This window comes from Microbacterium sp. DT81.1 (assembly GCF_049844955.1).
In the GTDB taxonomy this organism is placed as follows: domain Bacteria; phylum Actinomycetota; class Actinomycetes; order Actinomycetales; family Microbacteriaceae; genus Microbacterium.
The window spans coordinates 431,763-444,400 of the sequence record NZ_JBNCMA010000004.1 but is presented as its reverse complement, the minus strand read 5'-3'; the positions used below and the strand labels follow the sequence as shown (position 1 = coordinate 444,400).

Annotated in this window: 12 protein-coding genes and 1 tRNA gene; 6 read left to right on the top strand and 7 right to left on the bottom strand. The window is 70.2% G+C overall.

The window, feature by feature from the left end:
* The first annotated feature begins 41 nt into the window (after positions 1-41).
* The gene (locus ACLQ2Q_RS13625; protein ID WP_425820991.1) at positions 42-1,238 is read left to right on the top strand and encodes a polysaccharide pyruvyl transferase family protein; all 1,197 of its coding nucleotides are present in this window, start codon (positions 42-44) and stop codon (positions 1,236-1,238) included.
* 7 nt (positions 1,239-1,245) lie between these two features.
* On the opposite strand, the gene ACLQ2Q_RS13620 is transcribed toward ACLQ2Q_RS13625, so the two are convergent.
* From ACLQ2Q_RS13620 to galU, 5 genes are all read right to left on the bottom strand, one after another.
* Positions 1,246-2,397, bottom strand: a complete 1,152-nt coding sequence (locus ACLQ2Q_RS13620) for a GDSL-type esterase/lipase family protein (protein ID WP_425821076.1) — start codon at positions 2,395-2,397, stop codon at positions 1,246-1,248.
* Positions 2,398-3,003: 606 nt separating this feature from the next.
* Positions 3,004-3,076: transfer RNA gene (locus tag ACLQ2Q_RS13615), tRNA-Ala, on the bottom strand.
* A 74-nt stretch (positions 3,077-3,150) separates the two neighbouring features.
* Positions 3,151-4,008: a large exoprotein gene (locus ACLQ2Q_RS13610; RefSeq protein ID WP_425820990.1), complete on the bottom strand. Its 858-nt coding sequence runs from the start codon at positions 4,006-4,008 to the stop codon at positions 3,151-3,153.
* 66 nt (positions 4,009-4,074) lie between these two features.
* Positions 4,075-4,704 (bottom strand): GNAT family N-acetyltransferase, encoded by a 630-nt coding sequence (locus ACLQ2Q_RS13605; RefSeq protein WP_425820989.1) that lies wholly within the window; start codon positions 4,702-4,704, stop codon positions 4,075-4,077.
* A gap of 22 nt (positions 4,705-4,726) precedes the next feature.
* Positions 4,727-5,617 (bottom strand): UTP--glucose-1-phosphate uridylyltransferase GalU, encoded by an 891-nt coding sequence (galU, locus tag ACLQ2Q_RS13600; protein WP_425820988.1) that lies wholly within the window; start codon positions 5,615-5,617, stop codon positions 4,727-4,729.
* Between the two features lie 72 nt (positions 5,618-5,689).
* Between galU and ACLQ2Q_RS13595 the strand changes: the two genes are divergently transcribed.
* Genes ACLQ2Q_RS13595 through mscL form a run of 3 tightly spaced genes read left to right on the top strand, consistent with a single transcriptional unit; the run spans position 5,690 to position 7,094 of the window.
* Positions 5,690-6,286, top strand: a complete 597-nt coding sequence (locus ACLQ2Q_RS13595) for a 5-formyltetrahydrofolate cyclo-ligase (protein ID WP_425820987.1) — start codon at positions 5,690-5,692, stop codon at positions 6,284-6,286.
* A gap of 21 nt (positions 6,287-6,307) precedes the next feature.
* Positions 6,308-6,643, top strand: a complete 336-nt coding sequence (locus ACLQ2Q_RS13590) for an FmdB family zinc ribbon protein (RefSeq protein ID WP_425820986.1) — start codon at positions 6,308-6,310, stop codon at positions 6,641-6,643.
* Positions 6,644-6,677: 34 nt separating this feature from the next.
* Positions 6,678-7,094, top strand: coding sequence for a large conductance mechanosensitive channel protein MscL (gene mscL / locus ACLQ2Q_RS13585; protein WP_425820985.1), 417 nt, complete (start codon positions 6,678-6,680; stop codon positions 7,092-7,094).
* Between the two features lie 191 nt (positions 7,095-7,285).
* Here the strand turns inward: mscL and ACLQ2Q_RS13580 are convergent, their stop codons facing one another.
* Both ACLQ2Q_RS13580 and ACLQ2Q_RS13575 read right to left on the bottom strand, forming a co-directional pair.
* Entirely contained in the window at positions 7,286-7,486 is a 201-nt protein-coding gene (locus ACLQ2Q_RS13580; protein WP_425820984.1) for a hypothetical protein, read from the bottom strand.
* Complete coding sequence (locus tag ACLQ2Q_RS13575; protein ID WP_425821075.1) at positions 7,473-11,093, bottom strand: AAA family ATPase; 3,621 nt, start codon at positions 11,091-11,093, stop codon at positions 7,473-7,475. Before ACLQ2Q_RS13575 ends, ACLQ2Q_RS13580 begins: the two co-directional genes overlap by 14 nt.
* Positions 11,094-11,402: 309 nt before the next feature.
* On the opposite strand from ACLQ2Q_RS13575, the gene ACLQ2Q_RS13570 reads away from it, so the two are divergent.
* Together ACLQ2Q_RS13570 and ACLQ2Q_RS13565 are read left to right on the top strand one after the other, a co-directional pair.
* Positions 11,403-11,918 carry a methylated-DNA--[protein]-cysteine S-methyltransferase gene (locus tag ACLQ2Q_RS13570; RefSeq protein ID WP_425820983.1) on the top strand — a complete coding sequence of 172 codons (516 nt, stop codon included), beginning with the start codon at positions 11,403-11,405 and terminating at the stop codon, positions 11,916-11,918.
* Positions 11,915-12,517 (top strand): DNA-3-methyladenine glycosylase I, encoded by a 603-nt coding sequence (locus tag ACLQ2Q_RS13565; RefSeq protein WP_425820982.1) that lies wholly within the window; start codon positions 11,915-11,917, stop codon positions 12,515-12,517. Before ACLQ2Q_RS13570 ends, ACLQ2Q_RS13565 begins: the two co-directional genes overlap by 4 nt.
* The last annotated feature ends 121 nt before the right edge of the window (positions 12,518-12,638 follow it).

Below are 12,638 nucleotides of genomic sequence, written 5' to 3'. Positions count from 1 at the left end.
GTCTAGCGTGGGTCGGGTTCTCGGCGCACGGAAGGAGCTTCATGCGACTGGTGGTGATCGGTGACGTGGGGGTCGTCGATGACATGATGCACATCGGCGACGAGGCCATGTTCGAGGCGCTCAGAGACGAGTTGACCGCCCGGGGGGCGGACATCGTGGCGCTCTCCTCCGCCCCGCACGAGACGGCGGCGCGGTACGGCATCCGCTCGATCGCCCGCATCGGATTCACCGGCCTGGATCGGAGCGCCTCCGAAGCACGCCTTGCCGCGGTCCTCGCGGCGGCCGAGGGCGGCGCGCCCCTGGCGGCCGGCGACCCCGCCGCGGCCGTGATCAGCGCCGTCGCCTCGGCGGACGGAGTGGTCGTCGCCGGCGGCGGCAACCTCGCATCGACCTGGCCCCTGCACGTCTACGAGCGCGCGGCCCTCGCCGGCATCGCCGAGCGCCTCGGGCGAGCCTTCGTGATCACCGGCCAGACGTTCGGTCCGCGCCTCGAGGGCCGGGATCGCGAACTGGTCGGCGGGATGCTGCGGTCGGCCGCGCTCGTGGGGGTGCGGGAGAGCGCATCGCGGGCGCTGGCGGCTGAGCTGGGCGTCGAAGCGCGGGTCGGCGTCGATGACGCCAGTTTCCTTGCGTGGGACGCCCCGTCGCCGCCGGCGGGCGCATCGTCCGGTGTGCTCGTCAGCCTCTCACTGTCGCTCGGCGACGCACCACGGGCGCAGACGGTGCGGGCGATCGCCCGGCTGCTGGATGCCGCGGCCGATGCCGAAGGCGGACGCGTGGTCTTCCACGCGCACTTCGGACCGGAGCACGGCGGGACCCGGCGCGGCGACGAGGTGCTGCACGATGAGGTCCGCGCGGAGATGCGCACGCCCTCGCTCGTCATCCCGACGGGTGGCTCTGGCGGCGCGGCCGCTCTCGCCCGCGGGGCGGGTCTCCTCATCACCGGCCGTTATCACCCGGCCGTCTTCGCAGCCCCGGCGGGCGTACCGGTGCTCGGATTGGTGACCGACGAGTACACGGCGGTGAAGCAGCGCGGCGCGCTCGAACACTGGGGTCAGGGGGCGGTCGTCCCCATCACCAGGGCCGAGCGAGAAGGGATCCCCCTGGTGGGATCCCTTCGCGCCCGGCGTCCTGACATCCAGGCGGAGGCCTCCGAGCGACGACCCCTCCATCGGCGGGATGCGTCGTCGTGGTGGGATCTGGTCGCAGACCGGCTCTCGTCCGCGGGCGTCGCGTAGTCCACGGTCACGACGAGGACTCCACGATCAGAGCGTCGACGATGGAGTTGCGGCCCGTCGAATCCGGGTTCTTCTCCGACGTGGCCGACACTGTGACGGTGTGGGGGCCCGCGGGAAGCCCCCTGCTGACGAAGACGAGCTGGCGGTATTCGCGAGAGGCCGAGTAGCCGTCGATCCGGCCGACCAGCACCCCGTCGATCCGGACTTCGCTGATGCCGGACGAGGGTGTCCTTCGCGCCTCGATGCTGATCCGGGTTCCGTTGAACCGCAACGAGTAGCCGGAGTCGGCAATCCGCGGGTATCGCACCGAGCCGCCGTTGTCGCTCGGGTGAGCGCTCGTCGCCCATGACCCCGTCCACTCGATCCGGGAAGACGTCTCATCCACGACCGTGGTCATCGGTGCGCCCGGCAGTGCCGTCGGTGCGGAGTTGAACGTGCCTTTCTCGATCACTTTCCCCCATGTCTGGGCCGCGATCTTGGCCTGTCCCGCCACCGACGGGTGAAAGTAGTCCCGAGTCGACAGATCGGAGAAGATCACCGTCATGTCGTTGACCGCGCCGTCGTCGTATGTGCAGTTCAGAGCGGCCGCGCATGCCTCCTCTATGGCGAGGTTAAGGGCATCAACCCGTGACTCGACCGTGGCACGGCGACCGTGGGCGGTCCCGGACAGATCAAGCGGATCCGCGAGCATCACCGGGCACACGCCGACGGCAGCCCATACGACTCGTGCCATCCAGGAATCCCGCCCGGCCAGGTAGAGGCTCATCATGCTGGGGATGGAGGAGACGAGGACCTCTGCGTTCGGAAGCCCGGCATTGATGATCTTGAGCGCCGCAGCGTAGTCGGCGCCCACTGAGCTCGCGGCGGGGAGCTCCGTCACGCTCGAGGCGTGACATATGTTGTTGCCGCCGGAGAGCATCGTCACGTAGTCAGCCGACTCGGACACCGCGTTCGATGCCTGGCGAGGTAGATCCGAAGTCTCAGTGCCGCCTCGAGCCAGGTTGTGTGCCGTCGGGGCGGCGCCGAAGAGATCGGCGATGCGAGCACGATGCGACATGACGTCAACCGCAGTTCCCGTAGACCAGCTGTTGGGTAGGTTGTCGCCGCTCGTCCCATCGGCAGCGCCAGCCCGACTGATCGAATCCCCGAGCGCCACCATCACCTCGGGCGGCTCAGCGAGCGTTGCGGCGACCGCCGGAGAGGGGATCGCGAGCCCGGCGGGTACCAGCAAGGCGGCGGCCAGGACAACGCCGAGGGCATGACGAAGAGAGGGATGACTGCGCGGCATGTGCGTCCGATCTACTGGGGGGAGGAACGCGACGCTGCGCTTCGTTGCGCCCGACGTCCGACCGAGCGCTTTAGATGGAACGTATCAGCCGGGCGGCACCGGATCCGTCGTTTTCCTCTCATCCAGACGGGCAATTTTCCCTTTATTTTGGGCGGATCACGGGGTTCGTCCCCCTTTTGGGGGACCAAGATCGGTGAAGCGTCCCCCATGTGGGGGACACCGCTCCCTTGCCGATCGACGCGAAGCCCGGCGTAGTCCGTCGACCTCCACCACCTTGGGCGGGTGTGGGGCGCCGTACGCTCTTCGCGGCGGAGATGTGGGCCCCGAAGCGACGGGGGCGCCCCGAACCCACGAGATCGAGCCCGAACGCGACTACTGCGGCGACCGACACCAAGAGCCCGGCCGATGGCCGGGCTCTTCCTGATATGACGCGATGTCGCGACTCAGATGACTCCCATGTCGCGAGACATCACACGGTGGACCTGAGGGGATTCGAACCCCTGACCTCTTCATTGCGAACGAAGCGCGCTACCAACTGCGCCACAGGCCCGTGAACCTCCGATAGGTTATCACGGCCCACGGGGCGGACCTGCGCACCGCAGAGCGGAGGAACGGTCGGGGAAATCAGCCTGCCGCGCGACGCGCCAGCAGCTGGCGCACGTGCGCCTCGATCTCCGCATCATCGACGTTCCGCGGACCCCCGGAAGGCGAAGGGGCGGATGCCGCCGCCTGCTCGTGCACGCGACGCGCGACGGCGATCGACGGGGGCTGCCGCTCGGCGGCGTGCGCACGTAGCGCCTCCTCGCGCGCAGCGACACGCAGCGCCTCGGCGGCGTCGAGCACGGCGGCCGCGCGCGATCCCGCAGACGAGGACAGCGGGCGTGGAAGGGGGCGTGGGGTCCATGCGACGGCGCCGGCCAGTTCGACGTCCTGAACCTCGGCCTCGGGCACGGGTGCGGCTGTCTCGACGCTGGCCACAGCCCTGGCGCCGACACGCGACATCCGATGCAGCAGCAGCCCGCAGACCCCTGCGAGCGCGACACCCGACCAGAGCACGACCTGGCTCCCGGTGGACACGACGAGCCAGCCACCCCACACGGCAAGGGCGACGGCGGAGAACCCGATCAGGGTGGTGAGCAGCCGGGCACGGCGTCGAGCCCGTGCCATCCGCGCGGCCGGCATGGCGCGCGCCGCGGCGAGCGCGCGGCGGGCCTCCTCGAGTTCGGCGCTCTCCAGCTCCGCCCGCGTTCGCCGCGCCAGTCGCTGCTGCGCCAACGCGGTGCGGGCGTTCAGTTCGAGCCGCACCTCGTCCGGCGTCTCGCTCGTCTCGGCGAGCACGCGCAGGGCCTGATTGAGACGAACGGCATTGCGCTCGGCGGCGTTGTACTGGTGCCGCCCATGCCACGAGGGCAGCAGATACACCAACCAGAGGAGCGCGGCGACGAGCACGATCACTCCCCCGCCCATCACCGGCCCACCCATGTGCTCCACGGTAAGCGGCCTCGGGCCCGTTGCCGATCTCTCCGGCGCGTGTCGCCCCGACGCGGCTCAGGCGTGCAGGTGGTCGGCCGGCGGCACGGTGGCGGCATCCTGTGGAGCCCGCCCCTGCACCCACCGCTGGAGGACGCCCTCCGGAACCTCTTCGCGCACGAGTGCGAACGCGTAGTGGTCGCGCCAGTCACCGTTGATGTGGATGTAGCGCCGGCGCAGCCCCTCGTAGCGGAATCCGAGCTTCTCGACCACGCGCAGGCTGGCCTTGTTCTCGGGCCGGATGCAGATCTCCATACGGTGCAGGTGCAGCTCGGTGAAGCACACGTCGGTGGCCAGGGCGACCGCCGTCGGGGTGATACCGCGACCCGCGAAGCGCTCGCTCACCCAATAGCCGATGGTCGCCGACGCGAGCGATCCGCGCGCGATGCCCCAGACGTTCAGCTGGCCGGCGACCTCGTCGCGCTCCTCCATGACGAAGGGCACGCCGTTGCCGTCGCGATACTGCTGCAGCAGGCGGCGGATGCCGGTCTTCATGTCGAACGACACCGGCCCGTCGGGGCTCGTCGCCTCCCAAGGTCGCAGCCACGAGCGGTTGCTCAGAAGCTCGTTCTGCAGCACCCGGGCGTCACGGGGCCGCACGAGACGTATCGAGATGTCCCCGTGGCGGCGCGGCACAGAGAGATCCATGCGACCTCCCTCGAACGGGCGGCTACAGCGTTGCCGCGAACTCCTTGAACCAGGGTCGCAGCTCGGGTCCGAGGTCCTCGCGGTCGGCCGCGAGCTGCACGATGGCCTTGATGTAGTCCACCCTATCGCCGGTGTCGTACCGCCGACCCCGGAAAACGACGCCGTACACGCCGCCGCCTTCGCCCTCGGTGGTGGCGAGTTCCTGCAACGCGTCGGTCAGCTGGATCTCGCCGCCCTTGCCCGGCTCCGTGCGCTCCAGGATGTCGAAGACCTGCGGGGTCAGGACGTACCGGCCGATCACCGCCAGATTGGAGGGGGCGTCCTCCTTGGAAGGCTTCTCGACCAAGCCCGTCACCTTGACGACGTCGGGGTTGTCGGTTGGTTCGACGGCGGCGGCCCCGTAGAGGTGGATCTGGTCGGGGTCGACCTCCATCAAGGCGATGACGCTCGCATGGCGGGCGTCGTGCTCGTCGATCATGGTGGTCAACAGCGGGTCGCGCTCGTCGATCAGGTCGTCGCCGAGCAGCACGGCGAACGACGCGTCGCCGACGTGCGCTCGGGCACGGAGGACAGCGTGCCCGAGACCCTTCGGCTCGCCCTGTCGGACGAAGTGGATGTCGGCGAGGTCACTCGATTCGAGCACCCGCTGAAGGCGATCGTGGTCGCCCTTGTCCTTGAGCTTCTCCTCGAGCTCCGGGACGGAGTCGAAGTGGTTGGCGAGGTTGTTCTTGTTGCGTCCGATGATGATCAGGATGTCGCGGATGCCGGCCTGCGAGGCCTCTTCGACGACGTACTGGATGGCCGGCTTGTCGACGACAGGAAGCATTTCCTTCGGCATGGCCTTTGTGGCAGGAAGGAACCGCGTACCGAGACCTGCGGCGGGGATGACGGCTTTCATTGACTTCTTGGACATGGAATCACTCTAACGGCGGCGTGTGAACGGGATATGTCGGAGGCGACGACGGCGCCGCCTAGAATCGGGAACATGCCGCATGACGTCGATCACGAGAAGCGCGCCCTCCGCGCCGAGCTTCGTGAGCGACGCCAGCTGCTCTCAGACGCGCAGCGGGACGCCGCCGCCGCGGGTGTGCGCGCCCAGCTCGACGCCCTTGTCGACGCGCGTGGCGCTCGTTCCGTCTCATGCTTCCTCTCGACCACGACGGAGCCGGGAACACGCGAATTCGTCGAGGCGGCGGTTCGCCGCGGCATCCGCGTTCTGCTGCCCATCACCCGTGCCGACGGCCTGCTCGACTGGTCGGTGGCGACGCCGGGCGGCGACATCGCCGAGGGGCTGTTCGGGCTTCCGGAGCCGGTGGGCGAACTGCTCGGGCCGATCGCCGTCAACGACGTCGACCTCATGATCATCCCGGCGGCCGCCATCGATCGCTCCGGAATGCGCCTCGGCTGGGGCCGCGGGTACTTCGACAAGACCATCGGATCGATGGAGCGCTGCCCGCCGGTCTACGCGGTCATCTTCGACTCGGAGATGCTTGACCGCGTGCCGCGCGACGTGCACGACCAGCCGGTGACCGGCGTCGTCACCCCCACCCAGACGATCACCCTCGCGCCCACGCGGCGCTGACCCTCGACGGATACAGGACCCATGCCCACCTACGCCTATGCCTGCAAGTCGTGCGGACACCGCTTCGACGCCGTCCAGTCCTTCAGCGAGCCGACCCTGACGGAGTGCCCCGAGTGCGGTGGGCCGCTGCGCAAGGAGTACGGGTCGATCGGCGTGACCTTCAACGGCTCGGGCTTCTACCGCACCGACTCGCGGGCCGCCGCGACGAAGGCCGCGGATGCCGCCGGCTCATCGTCATCCACGTCCGCGTCCGGATCATCCGGCTCGTCAACCGGCTCGTCCGGTGGCGACTCCGGCTCTTCTTCGGCATCATCGAAATCCGAGGCCAAGGCCTCGCCCCCACCGACCGGAAAGTGACCGGCGCACGCCGGCGATGAGCGAGGAGCAGCACGTGATCCAGGGATTCAAGGAGTTCATCCTCCGCGGCAACGTCATCGACCTCGCGGTCGCGGTGGTCATCGGCGCCGCGTTCACCGGCATCGTGAACGCCATCGTCGCCGGGCTCATCAACCCGCTGATCGCGCTCATCTTCCAGGCCGACAGCCTGGGCGAGATCGTCTGGGGAATCCCCAACATCCGAGGCGGTGTGACGGACTTCAACATCGGATTGATCATCAGCGCCGTCATCAACTTCCTGGCCGTCGCCGTCGTCGTGTACTTCGTCTTCGTCGTGCCGATGAACAGGGCGAAGGAACGCGCCGCCGCGCGGGCGGGCATCGCCGAGGAAGAGGCATCCTCCCTGCCGAACGAGCAGGAGCTCCTCATCCAGATCCGCGACCTGCTCGCCAAGGACACGCCGCGCGCCTAGCGGCACACGCCCGCTCGCTCGCGCATCGCATGCATGCTGCCGGGTGCACGGCTTCCCGCCCAACGCACGGCCTGGCAACGCGACGAAGCCGTGCGCTCGGCGGCAGCCCGTGCACTCGTCGCGGTAGGTGCCCATCAGCCACGGCTCCGCGCAAGGGCGAGATGTGAAGCTTCGGGCAGTAGGAGAGCCCGCTAATAGTGCGGCGGGACGTCGAGCCGCAGCTGCGCGTCGTTCGGGCCGGAGTCCTTCCGGTCCCCCTCATCCGCCTCGTGCTGCTCGTCGGCGGGCACCGGCTCCGCCGCCGTACCGGGGGCGGGGGTCAGCTTCGCCCGCCGGGCACCGCGCACGCGCTCGACGTGCTGGCGAGCACCGTGCTCGTCACTCGACGACATCGATCGGCTGCGTGTCCGTGTCGACGGTCGGGGCCTCCGGCTCCACGCCGAGCAGCCCCGCGATGCGGGCGGCGACCGCGGCGGGGTTGCTGTAGAGGTCGAACGCGTGCACACGCACGTAGTGCCAACCCAGCCGGCGCAGCACATGGGGGCGAAGGCGCAGCGTCTCGCGCAGCGACTCCGGCCGCGACTCGGGGTCGCTCTCCACCACCACCGCCTTGCCGCCGTGCTGGGCGACCAACGGGAGGAGCCCGCGGTAGTCGACGTCCACGAGCACGCCGAGGCGGCGAAGCTCGCGCGCGAGCGCACGGGTCAGCGGGTCGGCGAGGTCCTCGAGTCGAGCCTCCCTGGCGCGCGCCGCGACCCCGGAGAGGATGTTCATCAACGTCGCCGCCCCGTACTCGAGGCGCCCGTCGTCGAAGGCCGACGGCCTGATCGACGACACGATCACCATCGAGCGGCGGGCCCGCGTCATCCCGACCGTGAGCAGGCGTTCGCCGTCGGGGGTCGAGAGGTCGCCGAAGTCGCTCAGGACGCGTCCGTGCTTGGTGAGACCGAACCCCAGGGAGAAGATCACGCGGTCGCGGCTCTCAGCCACCGACTCCTCGAGGCTCAGCACGGCGAACGGCTCCGCCGAATCGCGCGACACGAAGTCCGCGACATCCGCCCGGCCCGCGAAGGCCGTGCCGACGGCCGCGCGAACCCGCTCCGCGTGCTTGGCGCTGGCAGTGACCACCATGAGCGATTCGGTGGATCGGTGCACGGCATGCTCGACGACGAGCGTGACCACCCTGGCCACCTCGGCATCCGGGCTCTCGACGGCCCCGGTCACGGGATCGGGGGCCCCGCTGCCGCCCTCGACGTAGTCGACGGCGAGGCTGCCACGGCCGAGATACGAACCGGCCCAGGGCAGGGAGACGATCTCACCGCCGTAGAACGCGTCGTTCACGAGCTCCGCGAGGTCCTCGCCGCCGGCCCGGTAGCTGCGGGTGAGGGTGGTGACCGGCAGCAGTTCCGCCAGGCGCTCGAATACCGAGACGTCGTCGAACGGCACGTCGGCGTTCTCGTCGGCCGCACGACCGGTGGCGGTCGCGAAGGGCGTCGGCTTCTGCGTCACCGGATCGCCGAACACGACGACCTGGCGTGCTCGGCGGATGGCAGGCGTGGCCTCGGCGAGGTTGAGCGCGGCCGCGTCGGCGATCAGCACGACGTCGAAGGGCTGGTCATCCGGCACGAGCGGCACGTCGTACGGCGACGACAGCCAGACGGGGACGAGCGTGCGGAGAAGGGTCGGCGCGACACGGGCGATGTCGCGGGGCGATGCCGGGCTCGGATGCACGAGGGCGCGCTTGAGGGCAGCGGCCTCGGCCGGCTGGTCGACGATCGCGATCCGCCACTGGGTGGCGAGCTGCCACGCGAGGAGCGGCCCGGATGCCGCGGCGTGGGCCTCATCGACGAGCCGGAAGTCGCGCTCCAGCCGGTCGACCACCGAGGTGTTCGCGCCGAGCAGCGCCCGGTCGTTCTGCAGCAGGTGCTCGAGCACGGACTGCCACCACGCGAACTCGAGCTCGCCGGCGACCAGGTTCTCGGGCACGTGACGCACGGAGAGCTCGGCGAGCAGGGGCTCGACGCCGAGCCGCGACAGCTCGCCGCGCAGGGTGGCGCGCTCCACGAGGTTGTCGAACACCTTGGACTCGGCGGCGAGTCCCGCGAGCGTTCGCACGAGCTGCCCGACCGGCAGGCTCCCGAACCGCCCGGCGCGCTCCCGCCCGAGTGGGCGATCGAGTTCACCGAGGTCTGCCTCGACCCGCTGCCACGCGACCTGCACATCGGCAAGCCCCAGGGGGACCTCCGGGGTCACCCCTGCGTCGACGAAACGCTGCCACGATGTGCGCTGCTGCTGGATGCGCACGAGCGCCTCGTGCATGTCGGGCACGTGCACTCCAGGCCGCACGTACTCCTTCGCGAGCCGGCGCAGCCGCCGCCGGTTCGTGCCGCTCATCCCCGGAGCGTCGCGGCGCGAGCCGAGCGCCTGGATCAATTCGCCGAGCGGCCGCTCGAAGACGGTCGGACTGAAGCGATCGAGCGAGTCGCGGATGCCCTGCAGCAGTCGCAGGTAGTCTCCGAGCTCATCGATCGTGGCGAACGGACGCATCCGGGTCTGTGCGATCAGCGCGTAGCCGCGCTCGAGCAGCGCCGGCACGTCGACCCGGTGCAGGCGCCCCGCGAGCGCGTGCATCGCACGGGCCTGCTCGGTGCTGGCGAACGAGACGCCGTACCACGGCGAATCGTTGGGACCGAAGCGGAACTCGCCGAGCCGCGCCGCCTGCACGAGCTTGGCGGCCGCTTCGCCGCGGTGCTGCGAGAGACGCTCGAGAGCGGGCAGGTCGAAGCGCGCGGTGGTCGACGGTGCGGGTTCGCGGGCGGCGAGCGTCGTCAGGGCGCGGGTCGCGTCGAGTGCGGAGACGCCGAGGGACGGATGCCGCGCGGTCAGCGCCCGGCGGTAGTCGCGAAGTACGGTGCGCAGGCGCACGAGGGCGTCATCGACGTCGGCGACCTTGGGCTGCGTCGCCTTCTCGTTGCGGCCAATCGCGCGGATGAGGTCGCGCTGCAGGCTGGACGGCGAGACGGCCAGCCCGCCGAGGCCGATGCCCGCGAGGCGATGACGAACGCCCTCGAGGCTCGACCGGCGGGCGCTGACGACGAGCACCCGCTTGCCGCCCTGCACGAGCGCGCCGACCGCGTTGATGATGGTCTGGGTGCCGCCGGTTCCGGGCAGCGTGTGCACCGCGAGCGAATGCCCCGCGGTGATGCGCGCAAGCACGGCTTCCTGCTCGGCGTCGGCATCCAGAAGCAGTGTGTCGGATGCAGGAGCCCGGTCATCCGCGCTGGTGATCTGCGGGTCCGGGCGGCGTACCGTCAGGGCCTCGCGGTCATCGGCGTGCCCCGCGAGCGCGTTCAGCACCGGGTGGTCGAGATCCGTCGCGTCGCGTCCCATGGCCCCGCCGATGTCCGCGAAGGTCGAGACCACGAGGCGCGGGAGGACGGTGAACGTCTCGATGGCGGCCGTTGCGGCGCGCAGCCGGTCGATCACGGGCTGTGGCTTGAAGACCCCGCCGTCGTACGCGAGGGTGGCGAGCGCGTCACCGTCGAGCTCGATCCCGAAGGCCGAGCGCACCGCCCGGACCAGCTCGGGGTTCACCTGGAACCGGCCGTGCAGCTTCAGCTCGAAGTCGGAGTGGTGGCGACGGATGGCGAGCGGCCGAAGCAGCACGGGCGCCGCGTAGGCGATGCCGCCGACCCGCCACGAGGCGAGGCCGACCGCGAGGTTCACGGCATCGATGCCCCGGACGGTGCGCAGCTCCACGTGTTTGGCGGTGATGCGCTCGGCGGCAAGTCGGGCATTTCGGAGGGCCACCTCGTCACGGAACAGGTTCGACAGCAGAGTCGACTTGCCCGTGATGAACGGCGGAAGGCTGCCGGGATGCGCCTTCGTGATGTCGATGCCCGTCTCGGGGGCGTCAACGTACTGCAACAGCGGCGAGGGTCCTCCGAGACCGCGAGCCTCGGCCCGCAGCCGTTCGCGGTCGGGCTCGGCGATGTGCATGACGCTGACTCCCACCTCCGACAGCCCCAGCTCCCCGGGGTTCACGGATGCGGCGGGCCGGTCGTCTTCTTCCCCCACCACGGCGTTTCCTTCGGCTCGCCACACACACGCCACACTATGCGCGGTCCGCACCGCACGCACGCAGGTGGACCGAGTTTCGCTCGATTGGCACCGTGACCGCCGGACGGTGGACACCGGGGGACACGCCGTCGCGATCAGCGGTTCCTCCCCAGCCCCTTCCGCCCAGGGAGTCTCCCCAGGAGGCAGCGCGACACGGTCCGGGGCCCACGCCACCGTGATGATGGGGGGATGACGAATTCCCGCTACGCGGTCACGGAAACCCCCGTTGGGCAGGCGCTGATGGCGTTCACCGACACGGGCATGATCGCCCTACGGCTCGGCGAACGCGACGTCGAGGCGGAGCTCGCCGGGCTCTCGCACGAGCTCGGCGAGATGCCGGCTCTCGATCCGCAGGCCGCGGCATCCGTGATCGCGCAGCTCGATGAATACTTCGAGGGCGCGCGCCGCGACTTCGACATCCCACTCGACTGGAGTCTGACCCGGGGGTTCCACCGCGACGCGCTGCAGGCGATCTGCGACATCCCATACGGCGAGACGGCCAGCTACGGAGAGGTGGCGATCACCGCAGGCCGACCCGGCGCCGCGCGGGCGGTCGGCACGGCGTGCCGACTGAGCCCGTTCTCACTGGTGGTTCCCGTGCACCGTGTGGTGCGCTCCGACGGGACGATCGGGGAATACGGCGCGCGGCCCGATGTGAAACGATTTTTGATCGAGCACGAGAACCCCGGAGGGCTCCCCCGATGACGACAGACCTGATCGTCGGCGACGACGGTCTCGCCCGCCCGGTGTGGGCGGCGACCGATCCGATGATGCGCGAGTACTACGACTCGGAGTGGGGCATGCCCGTACGCGACGAGCACGGATTGTTCGAACGCCTGAGCCTCGAGGCCTTCCAGTCCGGGCTGTCCTGGGCGATCGTGCTGCGCAAGCGCCCGGGCTTCCGCGCCGCATTCGCCGGCTTCGATCCGGACGCGGTGGCGGCCTTCGACGAGTCCGACGTCGAGCGCCTGCTGCTCGACCCCGGGATCATCCGGAATCGCGCGAAGATCGTGGCGACGATCGGCAACGCACGCGCCACCATCGCCCTGCGGGAGGAGGGAGGGCTGCCGGAGCTCGTGTGGGGCTTCCAGCCGGCCGAACCGCTCAGGCCCGAGCGGCTGGCCGACATCCCGTCCTCCTCGGCGGAGTCCGTCGCCTTGGCGAAGGAGCTCAAGCGCCGCGGATTCCGCTTCGTCGGCCCCACCACGGCGTTCGCACTGATGGAGGCGACGGGGATCGTCGACACGCACCTGGTGGGAAGTCACCGGCGCGGGTCGAGCGGGGTGTGGCCCGCGGACGTGTAGGCCGTCCGCGGGCCGCGAGCCCGCCCGAGCGGATCCCACGGATGGGATGCGGCGCTCGCGCGCCTCCCGTCCGCCACCCCGGACCGCCCGCGGGCCGGTGGTATGGTCGACGCTACGAAAC